Annotated in this window: 18 protein-coding genes; 11 read left to right on the top strand and 7 right to left on the bottom strand. The window is 68.3% G+C overall.

What is annotated here, in order from left to right; genetic code table 11:
* Positions 1-19 precede the first annotated feature (19 nt).
* The 9 genes from N177_RS10075 (at position 20) to N177_RS10035 (ending at position 8,887) form a co-directional block, all read left to right on the top strand.
* The gene (locus N177_RS10075) at positions 20-883 is read left to right on the top strand and encodes an SDR family oxidoreductase (protein WP_023432205.1); all 864 of its coding nucleotides are present in this window, start codon (positions 20-22) and stop codon (positions 881-883) included.
* Between the two features lie 43 nt (positions 884-926).
* Positions 927-1,862, top strand: a complete 936-nt coding sequence (locus N177_RS10070) for a histone deacetylase family protein (protein WP_023432204.1) — start codon at positions 927-929, stop codon at positions 1,860-1,862.
* A gap of 124 nt (positions 1,863-1,986) precedes the next feature.
* On the top strand, positions 1,987-2,205 hold the full coding sequence (locus N177_RS10065; protein WP_040485583.1) for an exodeoxyribonuclease VII small subunit: 219 nt from the start codon (positions 1,987-1,989) through the stop codon (positions 2,203-2,205).
* Positions 2,195-3,508, top strand: coding sequence for a hypothetical protein (locus tag N177_RS10060; RefSeq protein WP_051402326.1), 1,314 nt, complete (start codon positions 2,195-2,197; stop codon positions 3,506-3,508). The genes N177_RS10065 and N177_RS10060 overlap by 11 nt, the downstream gene beginning before the upstream one ends.
* Positions 3,509-3,596: 88 nt before the next feature.
* Positions 3,597-5,513: a 1-deoxy-D-xylulose-5-phosphate synthase gene (gene dxs / locus N177_RS10055; protein ID WP_023432201.1), complete on the top strand. Its 1,917-nt coding sequence runs from the start codon at positions 3,597-3,599 to the stop codon at positions 5,511-5,513.
* 30 nt (positions 5,514-5,543) lie between these two features.
* Complete coding sequence (locus N177_RS10050) at positions 5,544-6,269, top strand: TlyA family RNA methyltransferase (protein ID WP_023432200.1); 726 nt, start codon at positions 5,544-5,546, stop codon at positions 6,267-6,269.
* A complete protein-coding gene (locus tag N177_RS10045; RefSeq protein WP_023432199.1) occupies positions 6,262-7,491 on the top strand; it encodes a class I SAM-dependent RNA methyltransferase in 1,230 nt (409 codons plus the stop codon). Before N177_RS10050 ends, N177_RS10045 begins: the two co-directional genes overlap by 8 nt.
* 127 nt (positions 7,492-7,618) lie before the next feature.
* Positions 7,619-8,572 carry a class I SAM-dependent methyltransferase gene (locus N177_RS10040; RefSeq protein WP_160170926.1) on the top strand — a complete coding sequence of 318 codons (954 nt, stop codon included), beginning with the start codon at positions 7,619-7,621 and terminating at the stop codon, positions 8,570-8,572.
* 21 nt (positions 8,573-8,593) lie between these two features.
* Entirely contained in the window at positions 8,594-8,887 is a 294-nt protein-coding gene (locus N177_RS10035) for a hypothetical protein (protein ID WP_023432197.1), read from the top strand.
* 37 nt (positions 8,888-8,924) lie between these two features.
* On the opposite strand, the gene ribB is transcribed toward N177_RS10035, so the two are convergent.
* The 6 genes from ribB to N177_RS10005 all read right to left on the bottom strand — a co-directional run bounded on the left by ribB (position 8,925) and on the right by N177_RS10005 (position 14,827).
* Positions 8,925-10,031, bottom strand: coding sequence for a 3,4-dihydroxy-2-butanone-4-phosphate synthase (gene ribB / locus N177_RS10030; protein ID WP_023432196.1), 1,107 nt, complete (start codon positions 10,029-10,031; stop codon positions 8,925-8,927).
* Between the two features lie 26 nt (positions 10,032-10,057).
* The gene (gene aroC, locus N177_RS10025) at positions 10,058-11,146 is read right to left on the bottom strand and encodes a chorismate synthase (RefSeq protein WP_023432195.1); all 1,089 of its coding nucleotides are present in this window, start codon (positions 11,144-11,146) and stop codon (positions 10,058-10,060) included.
* Between the two features lie 72 nt (positions 11,147-11,218).
* The gene (locus N177_RS10020; RefSeq protein WP_023432194.1) at positions 11,219-11,845 is read right to left on the bottom strand and encodes a histidine phosphatase family protein; all 627 of its coding nucleotides are present in this window, start codon (positions 11,843-11,845) and stop codon (positions 11,219-11,221) included.
* Positions 11,846-11,918: 73 nt separating this feature from the next.
* A complete protein-coding gene (locus N177_RS10015; protein WP_023432193.1) occupies positions 11,919-12,920 on the bottom strand; it encodes an NADP-dependent oxidoreductase in 1,002 nt (333 codons plus the stop codon).
* The gene (fabI, locus tag N177_RS10010) at positions 12,920-13,750 is read right to left on the bottom strand and encodes an enoyl-ACP reductase FabI (protein ID WP_023432192.1); all 831 of its coding nucleotides are present in this window, start codon (positions 13,748-13,750) and stop codon (positions 12,920-12,922) included. The genes N177_RS10015 and fabI overlap by 1 nt, the downstream gene beginning before the upstream one ends.
* 129 nt (positions 13,751-13,879) lie before the next feature.
* The gene (locus N177_RS10005; RefSeq protein ID WP_023432191.1) at positions 13,880-14,827 is read right to left on the bottom strand and encodes a DnaJ C-terminal domain-containing protein; all 948 of its coding nucleotides are present in this window, start codon (positions 14,825-14,827) and stop codon (positions 13,880-13,882) included.
* 241 nt (positions 14,828-15,068) lie between these two features.
* Here N177_RS10005 and pdxH point away from each other — a divergent pair, with 241 nt between their 5' ends.
* Both pdxH and N177_RS09995 read left to right on the top strand, forming a co-directional pair.
* Positions 15,069-15,659 (top strand): pyridoxamine 5'-phosphate oxidase, encoded by a 591-nt coding sequence (gene pdxH / locus N177_RS10000; RefSeq protein ID WP_040485578.1) that lies wholly within the window; start codon positions 15,069-15,071, stop codon positions 15,657-15,659.
* A gap of 22 nt (positions 15,660-15,681) precedes the next feature.
* On the top strand, positions 15,682-16,434 hold the full coding sequence (locus N177_RS09995; protein WP_023432189.1) for an SDR family NAD(P)-dependent oxidoreductase: 753 nt from the start codon (positions 15,682-15,684) through the stop codon (positions 16,432-16,434).
* Between the two features lie 100 nt (positions 16,435-16,534).
* Here N177_RS09995 and N177_RS21660 read toward each other — a convergent pair whose 3' ends face one another.
* The gene (locus N177_RS21660) at positions 16,535-16,711 is read right to left on the bottom strand and encodes a hypothetical protein (RefSeq protein WP_023432188.1); all 177 of its coding nucleotides are present in this window, start codon (positions 16,709-16,711) and stop codon (positions 16,535-16,537) included.
* Between the last annotated feature and the right edge of the window lie 233 nt (positions 16,712-16,944).

Here is a 16,944-nt window from a genome sequence, read left to right as displayed (position 1 = left end):
TCGACCGGAAGGACATTCCATGAGCACGCTTCAGGGCAAGACCCTGTTCATCACCGGCGCGAGCCGCGGCATCGGGCTGGCGATCGCGCTCCGCGCCGCCCGAGACGGCGCCAACGTCGCCATCGCCGCGAAGACCGACACCCCGCATCCCAAGCTAGAAGGCACGATCCACACCGCGGCCGAGGAGATCGAGAAGGCCGGCGGAAGGGCGTTGCCCCTCGTCTGCGACATCCGCAACGAGGAGGACGTGCAGGCGGCGGTCGCGAAGACGGTGGAGCGCTTCGGCGGCATCGACATCTGCGTGAACAATGCGAGCGCCATCTCGCTGACCGGCACGGCCGACACCGAGATGAAGCGCTTCGACCTCATGCACCAGGTCAACACGCGCGGCACATTCCTCGTGTCCAAGACCTGCCTGCCGCATCTCGAGAAGGCGCGGAACCCGCATATTCTCATGATGTCGCCGCCGCTCGACATGAGCGCACGATGGTTCGCGCCGCATGTCGCCTACACGATGGCGAAATACGGCATGTCGATGTGCGTCCTCGGCATGGCCGAGGAGCTCCGGCCCAAGGGCATTGCCGTCAACGCGCTCTGGCCGCGCACGACGATCGCCACCGCGGCGGTGAAGAACCTGCTCGGGGGCGACGCGATGGTCCGCGCCAGCCGCACACCGGAGATCGTGGCTGACGCCGCTCACCTCGTCTTCCTGAAGCTCGCGCGCGAGTTCACGGGGCACTTCCTGATCGACGACAGCTTCCTCGTCGAGAATGGCGTGCACGATCTCGACAGGTACCGGGTCGACCCGGCGCAGGATCTGGTTCAGGATTTCTTCGTGCCAGCCGACAGCGTGCCACCCGCGCCGCTCAAGGCAGCGAAGTAGAGCCCTCCTTTCAAGAAGAGACGGCGCCAACACGGGGGAAAGCTTGCCCACCCTTCTCATCAGCCATCCCGCGAGCCTCGGCCACCTGGTTCCCGAGGGCCATCCGGAGCGACCAGACCGCATGCGCGCCATCGATCGGGCGCTCGAGGCCGAGGAGTTCCAGTCCCTCCTGCGCGAGGTCGCGCCACTGGCGCCGATCGATGCCGCGCTTCTCGCGCATCCGGAGGATTATGTCAGGGCGATCGAGGCGGCGGCGCCCGGCGAGGGAGAGGACCTCGTCGGGGTCGACGCAGACACCGTGATGTCCTCGGGCAGCCTCGAGGCGGTGATGCGCGGAGTGGGGGCGGCGATGCTCGCGGTCGACGAGGTCGTGGCCGGCAATGTGAGCAACGCCTTCTGCTGCACGCGGCCGCCGGGCCACCACGCCGAGCGGCGGCGGGCGATGGGCTTCTGTATCTTCAACCAGGCGGCCATCGCGGCGATCCACGCCCAGAAGGCGCACGGCCTGAAGAGGGTCGCCGTCATGGATTTCGACGTCCACCACGGCAACGGCACGCAGGACATCTTCTGGAACCACGAGGACCTGTTCTACGCCTCGACGCACCAGATGCCGCTCTATCCCGGAACCGGCGCCGCCCGCGAGACGGGGGCGGCCGGCAACATCGTCAACGCGCCGCTGGCGCCGGGCTCCGGCGGCCGCGAGTTCCGCGAGGCGATGGAGGGTATCGTCCTGCCGGCGCTCGATGAGTTTTCCCCCGAACTCCTCATCATTTCGGCCGGGTTCGACGCCCATCGGCGCGATCCCCTGGCCAGTCTCAACTTCGTCGAGGAAGATTTCGCCTGGGGGACGCGGAAGCTCATGGAGGTTGCCGACAGGTCCTGTGGAGGCCGTGTTGTGTCCGTCCTCGAAGGGGGATACGACCTCATGGGCCTCGCCCTTTCGACTGCGGCGCACGTGCGTACCCTGATGACGCGGTGAGGGCGCAGGGCGGGATCGGCCGCGGTCCGCGTCTTGCCGAGGGCCGAGAGTGACGGAGAGTGAGCGCTTGAAGGAGAGTGTCGTGACCGACCGGGCCGACCCCATTCCCGACGACGTTGCCGCGATGAGCTTCGAGGAGGCATTGGCCGAACTGGAGAAGATCGTCGGCCGGCTGGAGAAGGGAAACGTGGCGCTCGAAGAGTCGATCGCCATCTACACGCGGGGCGACGCGCTGAAGAAGCACTGCGACAGGCTCCTCAGGCAGGCCGAGATGCGCGTCGAGAAGATCGCCGCCGACGCGGAGGGTCGCCCGACAGGGGTGGAGCCCCTCGATGTCGGCTGAGATCATCGAGCACCCGGCGCTGCGGCGGCCCACCGTTCCACCGGCGCGGCGGGCGAGCTTTCCGCTCCGCCGACGGCACGTCTTCTATGTGCCGGGCTACGATGGCCGAGGCGTCCGCCAATATCGCCGCATGTACCGCGAGGGTTGCGAGAGCCTGCGGACCGTGTACGGCGTCGAGGCCAAGCTCGGCCGGGTGTCGCGTTCCCGGCTCTGGGGCACCTATCTTTGGCAGGCGTCGGCTCGGACTGAGGAATGGCAGGTCGAGACGACCTACGAATTCTGTCCCTGGGAAGATCTCGTCCGCGAGGATCTTCGGGCCCCGGTTCGCCGTCAGGTCTCCCGCGCGGTGCGCACCTTCTGGCTCTACCTCTCCAGCGGGGCGATGCGACGCTTCTTCGAGGCGAGGTGGCAGTTCGGAGCGTTCGTCCTCTATCCGTTCGCGATGGCCATCTTGTTCGTGGCCGTGGCGCTGGCGGCTGGGGGAGCGGCCGGTGTCGGGCTGGCGAGCCTCGGCTTCCCCTGGCACGTCGTGGGTCTCGCGGTCCTGACGGTCTCCGCTCTGACTTGCAATCAGCTTTTTCGGCGCCTGTCGCGGCCGCTCTATGTCGGGTACCTTGCCGTGGATTTCGCGGAGGCGGCGGAATATGCAGCCGGACGGCGGCCCGACTGGGAGGAGCGGCTCGACCGGCTTGCCCAACGCATTGCCCAAGTATCTCTCGAGGACGGCGTCGACGAGATCCTCGTGGTCGGCCACAGCTCCGGCGCCTTCCTCGCTGCCGACGCCGTGGACCGTGCGATGCGCCTCGAGCCGAAGCTCGGTCGCATCGGCCCGCGCCTGTCGTTGCTGACGCTCGGCAGCGTCATGCCGCTCGTCAGCTACCTGCCCGAAGCGGACTGGTTCCGCGAGGCGCTTCTTCGGCTGTCGACCAGCGACCGGCTGACCTGGCTCGAATATCAGGCCCGCAAGGACGTGATGAGCGTCCATCGGTGCGACCCCGTCGCCTCGAGCGGTGTCCGAGTTCCGGACGGCGAGCGGACGAACCCGACGGTCGTGTCGATCCAGCTCCGGTCGATCCTCAAGCCCTCGACCTACAAGGCTCTGTCGGGGCGCTTCTTCAAGCTGCACTTCCTCTACCTGGCAGCGGCCGAGAAGCCCTGCCACTTCGACTACCACATGTTGACGCTCGGTCCCGTGCCGCTCGCCCTGCGCGCCCGTTTCGGGGAGGAGGCCTTCGCGGCGCTTCTGCCGGACCGACGGGCCGCGGCATGGGCGCGGCTGGAGCGCACGGCGCACGAAGTTTGAGCCGGGTACCCTCGCTAGCGCGAGCTTGCACCCCATATCCCAGGGACAGTACTCGTCCCGATGTCCGAAAGTCCGCTAGGTTCGCCCCGTGAATTCTCCAAAGCCGCTCCTCGACACGATCCGCAGCCCGGAAGATCTGCGTCGTCTGCCGGACGACGATCTCCCCCAGCTCGCGAAGGAGCTCCGGCAGGAGACGATCGAGGCGGTGTCCGTCACCGGAGGCCATCTCGGCGCCGGCCTCGGGGTCGTGGAGCTGACGGTTGCTATACACCACGTCTTCGACACGCCGGCCGACAGGCTGATCTGGGACGTCGGCCACCAGGCCTATCCCCACAAGATCCTCACTGCCCGGCGCGACCGCATCCGCACGCTGCGGCAGGGCGGTGGGCTCTCCGGCTTCACGAAGCGGGCGGAAAGCGAGTACGACCCGTTCGGTGCCGCCCACTCCTCGACGTCGATTTCCGCAGGGCTGGGAATGGCGGTGGCGCGCGATCTCTCGCATGGCGACAACAACGTCGTGGCCGTGATCGGTGACGGCGCAATGTCGGCCGGCATGGCCTACGAGGCGATGAACAATGCCGGGGGCATGGGCAAGCGGCTCATCGTCATCCTGAACGACAACGACATGTCGATCGCGCCGCCGGTCGGCGGCATGAGCGCGTATCTCGCGCGGCTGATCTCGGGGCGCACCTACATGAACGTGCGCCGGACGGGCAAGCAGCTCACCTCGCACCTCCCGAAGTCCGTCGACCGCACGATCACCCGCTGGGTCGAGCACACGCGCGGCTTCGTGACCGGCGGCACGCTCTTCGAGGAGCTCGGCTTCTACTATGTGGGCCCGATCGACGGGCATAATTTCGAGCATCTCCTGCCGGTGCTCCGCAATGTCCGCGACGCGCCGGAAGGGCCCATCCTCGTCCACGTCGTCACCCAGAAGGGCAAGGGCTACGAACCGGCCGAGGAGTCGGCCGACAAGTATCACGGCGTGTCGAAATTCGACGTCATCACCGGCGAGCAGGCGAAGTCGCCGTCGAACGCGCCGAGCTACACGAAGGTGTTCGCGAAGGGGCTGATCGCCGAGGCCGAGGCCGACGACAAGATCGTGGCGGTCACCGCCGCCATGCCGGGCGGCACGGGGCTCGACATATTCGGAGAGAGGTTTCCTGACCGCACCTTCGACGTCGGCATCGCCGAGCAGCACGGCGTCACCTTCGCGGCGGGCCTCGCCACGGAAGGCTACAAGCCGTTCTGCGCGATCTACTCGACCTTCCTGCAGCGCGCCTACGACCAGGTGGTGCACGACGTCGCGATCCAGTCGCTGCCGGTGCGCTTCGCGATCGACCGGGCGGGCCTCGTGGGGGCGGACGGGCCGACCCATGCGGGCGCCTACGACATCGCCTATCTCTCCTGCCTGCCGAACTTCGTCGTGATGGCGGCCGCCGACGAGGCCGAGCTCATGCACATGGTGGCGACGGCCGCGGCGATCGACGACCGCCCGTCCGCCTTCCGCTATCCCCGCGGCGAGGGAGTCGGCGTCGAGCTTCCCGAGCGCGGAACGCCGCTACAGATCGGCAAGGGACGGATCGTCCGCGAAGGCTCGAAGGTCGCGATCCTGTCGCTCGGCGCGAGGCTTCAGGAATGCCTGAAAGCCGCCGACGAACTCGCGGCCTACGGCCTTTCGACGACGGTGGCGGACGCGCGCTTCGCCAAGCCCATCGACACGGATCTCATCCGTCGACTGGCCCACAACCACGAGGTTCTGGTGACGATCGAGGAGGGCTCGGTCGGCGGCTTCGGCGCGCACGTCCTCGAGTTCCTGGCCGCGGACGGCGCCCTCGACGAGGGCCTGAAGGTGCGCACCATGACGTTGCCGGACACCTTCCTCGACCAGGACGCGCCGAAGGCGATGTACAAGACCGCCGGTCTCGATGCGGACGGCATCGTGTCGCGCGTCATGTCGGCGCTCGGGCGCGACCACGCCGAGGAGCGGACCCAGCTCGCCTGATCGGGCGAGCGCCCGGAGGACGGCGAAACCATGCGTCTCGATGAGGCGCTCGTCGCGCGGGGGCTGTCGCCGAGCCGCGCGCGGGCGCGTGACACGATCAAGCGCGGCTGCGTCTGCGTCGACGGACGCGCCGTGGTGAAGCCTGCCGCTCCCGTGCGCGACGGCCAGCGCATCGAGGTGGAAGATCCCGCCGGCAGGTACGTGTCGCGAGCCGCGCTGAAGCTCGCCGCGGCGCTCGAAGCGTTCGCGTTGGATCCGGCAGGCGCAATCTGCCTCGACCTCGGCGCCTCGACCGGCGGCTTCACGCAGGTGCTGCTCGAGCGGGGCGCAAGGCGGGTCTTCGCGCTCGATGTCGGCCACGATCAGCTCGCCGAGTCGCTGCGGCGCGAACCGCGCGTCGTCTCGCACGAAGGCGTCAACGCCCGCACTCTCTCCCGCACCGAGGTCCCCGAGGCACCCCGCCTGATCGTCGCCGACCTGAGCTTCATCTCGCTGCGCCTCGCCCTGCCGCCGGCGCTCGCTCTCGCCGCCCCCGGAGCCGTCCTCGTGGCGCTCGTCAAGCCGCAGTTCGAGCTCGGTCGCGACGCTCTCGACAAGGCCGGCGTCGTCAAGGACGAGGCGGCGGCGTCACGCCTGCCGGAGGAAATGGCGCGTTGGCTCGAGAGCCTCGGCTGGCAACGGCTCGGCGCGATCGTGTCGCCCGTGAAGGGCGGCAGCGGCAACACAGAATACCTGATCGGAGCGCGGCGTGCCTGAGATCCTCGATATCGACCGGCTCGGCCACCGTGGCGACGGCATCGCCGCCACTGCGGAAGGCGAGCTGTTCGTACCTTTCACCCTGCCCGGCGAACAGGTCGAGATCGATCGAGGTGGCGAGCGACCCGAGCTTCTCCGTGTCGTCCGACCTGCGGCTGAGCGTATCGCACCCGTCTGCCGCCACTTCGGCACCTGCGGCGGCTGCCAGCTCCAGCACCTCGCGCAGGAGCCCTACCTCGCCTTCAAGCGCGGCCTCGTCATCCACGCGCTGAGGCAGCGCGGCCTGGAGGCGGAGGTCGACCCCGTCATCGCCGTCCCGCATGCGAGCCGGCGGCGCGTGGTCTTCTCGGCCCGCCGCGTGAAGGGCGGCGCTGTCCTCGGCTATTCGGAGCGCATGAGCCACACGCTCGTCGATGTCGAGGAGTGCCCGATCCTCGTTCCGGATCTCGAAGCGATGATCGCTCCGATGCGGGGATGGCTGCCGCCGCTCGTCTCCCCGAAAGGTGATACCCGCATCACCGTGCTCGACACCCAGACCGGTCTCGACGTGGCGGTGGAGCAGGGCGTGACGCCGAGCCCCCGTCAGATCTCGGAGCTGGCAGCGGGCGCGGCGGCATTGCGCCTCGCCCGCCTCTCGCTCGACGGCGAGACACTGATCCTGCGGGACGAGCCGGTCATTTCCTTCGACGGCATTCGCGTCACGCCCCCGCCCGGGGCGTTCCTGCAGGCATCGGCCGCTTCGGAGGCGGCCATGGCGCAACTGGTGCTCGATGGCGTGGGCAAGGCGAAGAAGGTGGCCGACCTTTACTGCGGCATCGGCACCTTCGCGCTGCGTCTAGGCCGCAAAGCCCGCGTGACGGCCGTCGAGGCAAGCCAGGCCGCGCTCGACGCGCTCGAGAAGGCCGCGCGGGCAGGGCAGGGGACGAAGCCGCTCGCGACGCTGCGACGGGATCTCGATCGGCTGCCGCTGACGGCGCCGGAGTTGAAAGGGTTCGACGCGGTCGTGTTCGATCCTCCCCGCGCCGGCGCAAAGGCGCAGGCGGAGGAACTGGCGCGCTCCTCCGTACGCCGCGTCGTCGCCGTTTCATGCAATCCCGCGACGCTGGCGCGCGACCTCAAAATCCTGTCCGAGGGTGGCTTCCAGATCCGTTTCGTGCGTCCTGTGGACCAGTTCGTGTTCTCTTCCCATATTGAGTGCGTCGCAGCGCTCGAACGCGGATGAGTGCGGAGAGAAAATGATGGCCGGACCCGTCGAACGTCTTGGTTTCAGAGCTGGTTATGGCGTTCAGCAGGCGGGCAGGGTCGTCTGGTATACCGCGCATTCATACGCTCTGGGCCGGCTCCGCCGAATGGCCGAGCGCTTGTACCCCGAGGCGCGCGTCGAGCGGTCGAAGGTCTCCACCCCCGACCGGGCGCGCATCTGGCGCGATCTCGTCGCCCTTTTCCAGCGCGACGCCGTTAACATCGAAGCCGGCATCTATCCTGCGCCTCGCGACTACGAGGGTGGGCCGGCGGAGCTTCTGAGCCGCAGTGGTGCCTTCTTCCGGGACGTCCCGAACGTCTTTCGCCGACGCACCGCGAAGAACGGGCAGGAGGTGTTCACGGAGGAGTGGCAAGGCCGGCTGCCGCGATACTACCTGCAGAACTTCCACTACCAGTCCGGCGGCTATCTGAGCCCCGATTCAGCGAGGCTCTACGACACGCAGGTCGAGGTCCTGTTCAACGGCACGGCGAACGTCATGCGGCGGCAGTGCCTCGTGCCGATCGCGCAGTACCTGAAGGAGCACGACAGGCGGAAGGTGACGCTCGTCGACGTCGCCTGCGGCACGGGCCGCTTCCTGCGGCAGGTGCGCGAGGCCTTCCCCGGCCTGCGCCTCACCGGCATCGATCTGAGCCAGGCCTATGTCGAGGAGGCGCGGCGCCACGTCGGCAATCTCGGCCGCACGCGATTCTCGGTGGGAATGGCCGAGAACCTGCCGTTCGCCGACGCGAGCGTCGACATCGTCACGACCGTCTACCTCTTCCACGAGCTGCCGCCGAAGATCAGGCGCGAGGCGGCGCGGGAATTCGCCCGGATTCTGAAGCCCGGGGGCATTCTCGTCTTCATGGACAGCCTTCAGGTGGGCGATTCCGACGATTATGACGGGCTTCTCGCGCTCTTCCCCGTCGGCTACCACGAGCCCTACTTCGAGAGCTACACCCGCGAGGACCTCGACGAGATCTTCGGCGCGGAGGGCCTCGAGCCGCTTCTCCAGGAGCCGGTCTTCGTCTCGAAGCTCGCCGCCTATAGAAAGCCGGTCTAGGTCGAGCTCAGAGCGCACACGATGTTCCCGCACCTGTTCCTGAAGTCGCTCGGCATCCTCTCGCTGATCTTCGGCGCCATCGTCTTGCCGACGCCGATCCCGCTCGGCGCTCCGCTCATCGCGTTCGGTGCGGCGCTGCTCGTGATGACGAGCAGGACCGCGCGGAGCATCTTGCGCCGCCTTCGCCGCGAGTATCGCGGGCTGAACGACCTGGTGGCGCGCGTCGAACCTCGGCTCGCCCGGCCGTTGAGGGTGTTCCTGCGACGCACCAGGCCGGCCACGCGCCGGCCCCGGCTGCAGCCTCCCGCAGACTGATCACCCGCGCCGCCCGCGGCTGAGCCCTCCGGAGGGCTCAGCCGTCGATCAGCTCGGTCGATACGATCTCGATGCCGAAGCCCGCGAGGCCGACATAGTGCCTCGTCTGCGTCGTCAGGAGGCGGATCGTGGAGACGCCGAGGTCGCGGAGGATCTGCGCGCCGACACCGATCTCGCGCCACGAGCCGACCCGTGCCTGCGCGGATCCATGCTCTTCGACGATCCCCTCCCGCGGCCGGCCCGGGTTCTCCGGCGCCACGCCCGCCGCTCCCTCGCGGAGATAGACGATGATGCCCCGGCCCTCGCGGGCGATCCACTCCGCCGCCGCCTCGATGCGGCGTTGCCGCCCGAACACGTCGTCGAGCACCGTCTCGCGGTGCAGCCGGACGGGTACGCTCTCGCCGTCGCGGATGTCGCCGAAGACGAGCGCCAGATGCTGCACCGGATCCCACTGCGTGGAGTAGGTGATGGCGCGGGCAGCTCCCGCGAAGGTCTCCACCTGGGCCTCGGCCACGCGCTCGACCAGCCGCTCCTGTCTCTGCCGGTAGGCGATGAGGTCGGCGACCGAGACCGTCTGCAGCCCGTGCGCCTCGCCGAACGCCCTGACCTCCGCGCCGCGCTTCACCGTGCCGTCGTCGTTGACGAGCTCGCCGATCACGCCGACAGGCGGGAGCCCGGCGAGGCGGCAGAGGTCGACGGCGGCCTCGGTATGGCCGGACCGCATGAGCACGCCGCCTTCCCGTGCGATCAGCGGGAAGACGTGGCCGGGCCGCACGAAGTCGCCGGCGCCGCTGTTGGGATTGGCGAGCGCCCGCACCGTCGCGACGCGCTCCTCCGCGGAAATGCCCGTCGTCGTGCCGTGACGGTAGTCGACGGAGACGGTGAAGGCGGTCGAATGCGGGGCGTCGTTGTCGGCGACCATCGGCTGCAGGTTCAGCCGCTTCGCCTCCTCCCGCGTCATCGGCGCGCAGACGATGCCCGAGGTGTGGCGGATGATGAAGGCCATCTTCTCGCTCGTGGCATGGCTCGCCGCCACGATCAGGTCGCCCTCGTTCTCGCGATCGTCGTCGTCGGTGACGATCACCATCTCGCCCCGCTCGAAGGCGCGGATCACCTCGGCGACGCGGCGCATCTCTTCAGTCATCGGACGTCTTTCTCTTGTGTCTGCCGTCACGGCGTGCCGGTCTGGCCGCGGTGACGCAGGTAGTGATCGGCGAGCACGATGGCGAGCATCGCCTCGCCGACGGGCACGGCGCGAATGCCGACGCACGGGTCGTGGCGGCCCTTCGTGACGACCTGCGTGTTCTCGCCGGATCGCGTGACGCTCGCGCGCGGCGTGAGGATGGACGATGTCGGCTTCACGGCGAAACGCGCCACGATGTCCTGGCCCGTCGAGATGCCGCCGAGGATGCCGCCGGCATTGTTCGCCCTGAAGCGGATCTTGCCGTCGTTTCCGATCTCCATCTCGTCGGCGTTCTCTTCACCCGTCAGCGAGGCCGCCTGGAAGCCTGCTCCGATCTCGACGCCCTTCACGGCGTTGATCGACATGACGGCCGAGGCGAGGTCCTGGTCGAGCTTGCCGTAGATCGGAGCGCCGAGACCCGCCGGCACGCCTTCCGCGACGACTTCGACCACCGCGCCGATCGAGGACCCCGACTTGCGGATCCGATCGAGGTCGTCGGCCCACAGCTCCGCCGTCTTCGCATCGGGGCTGAAGAACGGGTTGCGGCCGATCTCTTCCCAGTCCCAGCGGCTGCGATCGACGGCGCGGGCGCCCATCTGCACGAGCGCCGCCCTGACCTTCATGTTCGGCACGATCTTCTTCGCCACCGCGCCCGCGGCGACGCGCATCGCGGTCTCGCGTGCCGAGGAGCGGCCGCCGCCGCGCGGATCGCGCAGGCCGTACTTCATCTCGTAGGTGAAGTCCGCGTGCCCCGGCCGGAACGTGTTCTCGATCTCCGAATAGTCCTTCGACCGCTGATCCGTGTTCCAGATCATCAGCGAGATCGGCGTGCCGGTCGTCACCTGCCGGCCGTCCTTCTCGTAGACGCCCGACAGGATCTTCACCTCGTCGGCCTCGCGGCGCTGCGTGGTGAAGCGCGACTGGCCGGGCTTCCGGCGGTCGAGGTCGACCTGGATCTCGGCCTCGGTGAGGGGGATGCCGGGCGGGCATCCGTCGACCACGCAGCCGATGGCCGGTCCGTGGCTCTCGCCCCAGGTGGTGACGCGGAAGAGGTGGCCGAAGCTGTTGTGGGACATGGGGTGCGGTTCGTGGCGCCGCGCGGGCGAAGGGGCTTTGAAACTGCCTTCTAGAGCGGCCCGCCAACCCCGTCAAATAGCGGTGGCGGGCACGCCGGCATGCCAGGTCTCGCGGCCGCCCTCGATGACGGCGAAATGATCCTGCGGCACCGGGAAGACCGGCACCTCGTCGACCGGCACGCCGAGCACGAGGCCTCGCACCGCCCGGATGATGCCGCCGTGGCAGACGCAGATCGTGTCGTGCTCGCGCGACCTCAGCCACGCCCGGACGCGCTCGCTCAGCATCTCGTAGCTTTCGCCGCCGGGCGGCACGTAGGCCCACTTGTCGGTCTGGCGGGCGGCGTGGGCGACGCGGTCGCGGCTCTCGACCTCCGGGAGGGTCGAGCCCTCCCAGTCGCCGAAGGAGATCTCGATCAGCTGCTCGTCGGTCCGGTACGCGCTCGGGTCCATACCCAGGACGCCGCGCACGATCTCCATCGTCTCGCGGGTCCGCCCGAGAGGGCTCGAGACCCAGTCGAAGCGCTCGAGACGAAGACCTTCCCTGTCCGCGAGCGCCTTCAGGGCGAGGCCGTTGCAGCGCGCCTGCTCCCGGCCGACCCCGTTCAACGGCACGTTCTGGCGGCCCTGCAGCCGGCCCTCGGCGTTCCAGTCGGTCTGGCCGTGGCGGATCAGGATCATGCGGATGGAGTGGGGAATCATGCCGTACGGGCCTCCTCGCCTCGACCTTCATATGAGGGAAGCCGGAGACGCCTGCAATCGGCACCGGCCGCGCTCAGAGCGCGAGGACGAGCTTGCCGTTGTTTCCGCCGGAATAGAGTTCGTTCAGCGTGTCCGCGAAGGCCTCGAGACCGCCCTCCCTGATGTCCTCGCGCATCTTCAGCCTTCCTTCGCCGTGCCAGCGGCCGAGCGCGTCGAGAGCCTCGGGGATGCGATCCGCGAAGTCGAACACGATGAAGCCCCGCACGGTCAGCCGGCTCGTCAGGATCTTGCGGAAGTTGTACGGGCCCGGCTGGGGCTCCGTCGCGTTCATCGCGGAGATCATCCCGCAGAAGGGGATGCGCCCGAAATCGTTCATCTGGTCGAGCACGATGTCGAGGATCTCGCCGCCGACATTCTCGAAGTAGACGTCGATGCCGTCGGGGCAGGCGGTCCGCAGATCGTCCGCGAGAGAGCCTGTCTTGTAGTCGACGCAGGCATCGAAGCCCAGTTCGTCCGTCACGTAGGCGCACTTGCGCGGTCCGCCCGCGATGCCGACGACGCGGCACCCTTTCAGCTTTGCGATCTGTCCGACGAGCGAGCCGACCGCGCCCGAGGCGGCGGAGACGACAACCGTCTCGCCCTCCTTCGGCCGACCGACCTCGAGGAGGCCGAAATAGGCCGTCCAGCCCGGCATGCCGAGCCCGCCGACCCAGCGCGGCAGCGGCGCGAGGTTCGTGTCGACCTTCAAGACCCCGGTTCCGTCGGAGATCGCGTGGTGCCGCACGCCGAAGCGGCCCGCCACCGCCTGGCCGACAGGAAAGTCCGGGTTGTTCGACGCCTCGACGGTCCCGCAGGAGAAGGCGCGCATGACCTCGCCGATCTCGACCGGCGGCACGTAGGAGCGGGCGGCCGACAGCCAGCCCCGCATGGCGGGGTCGAGCGACACGTACTCCAGCTTCACGCGGAACTCGCCGTCGCCCGGTTCGGGCAGGGGCTCCTCGCGGATCTCGAAGTTCTCCGGACGCACGCGGCCGGTCGGGCGCGAGGCGAGGCGTAGTGACCGGGTCGCCGACATCAGCCCTTCTCTTCGTTGATGACCACGCTGATGTCGGGCGCGTCCACGGCCTTCATGCCGACGACATGATAGCCCGAATCCACGTGGTGGACCTCTCCGGTGACCGCGCGGCCCATGTCGGACAGGAGGTAGAGCGCCGACTGGCCCACCTCGTCGATCGTGACGACCCGCTTCAGCGGCGAGTTGTACTCGTTCCACTTCAGGATGTAGCGGAAATCGCCGATGCCGGAGGCGGCGAGCGTCTTGATCGGTCCAGCGGAAATCGCGTTGACGCGGATGTTCTGCCGGCCGAGATCGACGGCGAGGTAGCGCACGCTCGCCTCGAGCGCCGCCTTCGCGACGCCCATGACGTTGTAGTGCGGCATGACCTTCTCGGCGCCGTAATAGGTCAGCGTCAGGATCGAGCCGCCGTCCGACATGAGCTTCTCGGCCCGCTGCGCGACGGCCGTCAACGAGTAGCACGAGACGTTCATCGTCTTGTTGAAGTTCGCTTCCGACGTGTCGAGATAGCGTCCGTCGAGCTCGCTCTTGTCCGAAAAGGCGATGGCGTGGACGACGAAGTCCAGCCTGCCCCAGAGCCTCTCCACCTCGGCGAAGACGGCGTCGAGCGTGGAGGGATCCGTCACGTCGCAATGGCCGACGACCTGGCCGCCGAGCTGCTGCGCCAACGGCTCCACCCGCTTGCGCAGGGCATCGCCCTGGTAGGTGAGGGCGAGCTCCGCGCCGGCATCCGCGGCGGCCTTGGCGATGCCCCAGGCGATCGAGCGATTGTTCGCGACGCCGAGGATCAGCCCCCGCTTGCCTGCGAGAAGTCCCTGCACGTCGGCCATGGCGTTCGTCCCGTTGCGATTAAATCCCTGAGCGAGGAATGGTCCTATCGCACAGCCGGAGACCGGGTCGCAAGAAGACGACGGCCGTTGGAACGACTGCCGTTACGGCATGTTCTGCCGAGCTTAGCATCAGCTGCCAAGCTTGGGACGGGCGTCGTATGGTCTTTCGGCCTGCCACTTCTTCATCAGCGCCTCGAGCTCGGGATCCCGATCGGCCGGCAGGACGATGCGCAGCGACACGAGGAGGTCGCCGTGCCCGCCCTTGGCCTTCGGCAGGCCGCGGCCCTTGAGGCGCAGCACCCGGCCGCCGCTCGACCCCGGAGGCACGGTCAGTTCGATCTGCGCATCGAGCGTGGGGCACCGCACCCTGCCGCCCAGGACCGCCTCGTAAAGCGTCACCGGCAGGTCGAGGCGAACGTCGTCGCCCTCCACCTTGAACAGATGGTGCGGCACCACGGTCACGTTGACGATCGCGTCGCCCGGCTGGCCGCCATAGGGGCTCGGCTTCCCCTGGCCCCGGAGCCTGATCTGCTGCCCGTTCTGAAGGCCTGCCGGGATCTTGACGTCGCCTTCCTTCCCGACCGGCAGGCGCACCCGTTTCGAGGTGCCCCGCGCGGCCTCGATCGCGTCGATCTGCAGGGAAAGCTGCACGTCCTCGCCGCGCGCAGCGCGCGTCCGCGTGCGGGCGCCGGAGGCGAAGCCGCCGCCGCCGAGCCCGCCGAAAATGTCGTTCAGGATGTCCTCGGCGTTGATATCTTCCGCGGTGCCGCCGCCGCGATAGCTCCACCGGGCCCCGCGCGTCCCCGCGCCCCGGGAGAAGCCCTCGAACCCGGCCGCGCCGGCAAAGGCGGGATTGCCGTCGGCATCGATCTCGCCGCGGTCGTACTGCGCGCGCTTCGTCTTGTCGTTCAGGAGATCGTACGCGTTGGTCGCCTCCGTGAAGCGTTCCTGGGCGCGCTTGTCGTCCTTGTTCGTGTCTGGGTGATACTGCTTCGCCAGACGACGATAGGCCTTCTTGATCTCCGCCTCCGACGCCGCCTTCTGGACGCCCAGAACCTCGTATGGGTCGCGTGCCATCGTGTCCTATACCGATCTTGTTTCGGCGAGGCGTCTACACACCTCTCCAGCGTGTGATGCCGCTCGCCGTGTAGGAGATTATTCCCAATCCATGTGGTTAGCGCACGGCCGCTCCGCAAGCGCGGCGCCACGCTCTCCCTCGCCATCGGCGCCCAGGATGGATATATGAGCCATGCGTAGCGGATCGGGCGAGACTATGGAAGATATCACGGACGGGGCGCAGGCGACGGTCGAGGCCGGCATGGAAGAGGCCGAGGCGCCCTTCCGGCAGTTCCAGGCGTGGCTCGAGGAGGCGAGCCGGAGCGAGCCGAACGACCCGAACGCCGTCGCCGTGGCGACGGTCGACGAGGACGGCCTGCCCAACGTGCGCATGGTGCTGCTCAAGGGCGTCGACGACCGGGGTTTCGTCTTCTACACGAACTTCGAGAGCGCGAAGGGCCGCGAGATCCTCGCTGCACGCAAGGCGGCCATGTGCTTCCACTGGAAGAGCCTCAGGCGGCAGGTGCGTGTCCGCGGGCCCGTGGAGGTCGTCTCCGACGAGGACGCCGACACATATTTCGCCTCGCGGCCGCGGGGAAGCCGGATCGGCGCGTGGGCGTCACGCCAGTCGCGTCCTCTCGAGGATGCCCATGCGCTCGAGAAATCCGTCGCCCGCTACACCGCCTCCTTCGGCATCGGCGAGATCGCGAGGCCTCGCCACTGGTCCGGATTCCGCATCAGGCCCGTAGAGATCGAATTCTGGCGCGACAAGCCGTTCCGCCTTCACGAGCGGCTCGTCTACCGCCGAGACACACCCGAGGGCGGATGGCGGACCGTCCGCCTCTACCCCTGAGCATCCCAAGGAAGGCCGCCCGATGGCGCAGACGAACGAAGTCCGCAAGACGATGATCCTGACGGGCGCGAGCCGGGGCATCGGGCATGCGACGGTGAAGCGCTTCTCGAGCGCCGGCTGGCGCGTGATCACGTGCTCCCGCCACCCCTTCCCGGAGAACTGCCCGTGGGACGCGGGGCCCGAGGATCACATCCAGGTGGACCTCGCCGACGTCGCCAAGACCGAAGAGGCGATCCTCGAGATGAAGGAGCGCCTGAAGGAGCAGAATTCGAGGCTCGATGCCCTCGTCAACAACGCGGCGATCTCGCCGAAGGGAGAAGGTGGCGCGCGCCTCGGCACCATGAGCACCGACATCCGCGACTGGCAGGCGGTGTTCCAGATCAACTTCTTCTCGTCGATCATGCTCGCCCGCGGCCTCGTCGACGAGCTGACGGCAGCCAAGGGCGCCGTCGTGAACGTGACGTCGATCGCCGGCAGCCGGGTCCATCCCTTCGCCGGAGCCGCCTACGCCACCTCCAAGGCGGCGCTCGCGGCGCTCACGCGGGAGATGGCGCACGATTTCGGGCCGCTCGGCGTTCGCGTGAACGCGATAGCGCCGGGCGAGATCAACACGTCGATCCTGTCGCCCGGGACCGAGAAGATCGTCGAGCAGATCCCCCTCCGCCGCCTCGGGACGTCGGAGGAGGTGGCGAAGATCATCTACGTCCTCTGCTCGGACTGGGGGTCCTACGTCAACGGCGCCGAGATCTCGATCAACGGCGGCCAGCACGTATAGACGTTCCGGATCTCGACAGCTCGCCTCCCCCGTTCCGGCGGGCGAGACTTGCGTCGGCGGCCGTGACTTCAGCCGTCCAGAGCCTCCGGAAGGCTCCCCGTCAGTCGGTGCAGCAGGCGGTGTCCTCGTAGGGCAGACGGTCGGCACGCTCCTGGGCGGAGCGCTCTACGCGCGTCGTTTCCTTGCAGCAGAGGGACGCCGCGGCGACGGCCCGGTTGCCGATGCCGCTGGGCTGGGGGCGGCTGAACTCGTGGTGGGCTGCTTGTTGCGTGGTCATTGTGATTACTCGTGCGCCAGTGCTTGATCAACAACAAGGCAAACAGAGCCTTGAGACTGTGTCGCAACTGCGGCGGATGCACGGGAATCGTGCAAGTCGATCATTCGGTCGACCCCCGCCTGTTACGGGCCGGCAACAGTGTTCGCGACCATGGTGAAGCAACGGTGAACGGCAGGTGCTGTTCCGAGAGTTGAACGGCTGAAAGAAAAAGAGGGCAGGCGTGAGCCTGCCTT

The organism is Lutibaculum baratangense AMV1, assembly GCF_000496075.1.
In the GTDB taxonomy this organism is placed as follows: Bacteria; Pseudomonadota; Alphaproteobacteria; order Rhizobiales; family Tepidamorphaceae; genus Lutibaculum; species Lutibaculum baratangense.
This window is presented reverse-complemented; position numbering and strand designations above follow the sequence as displayed.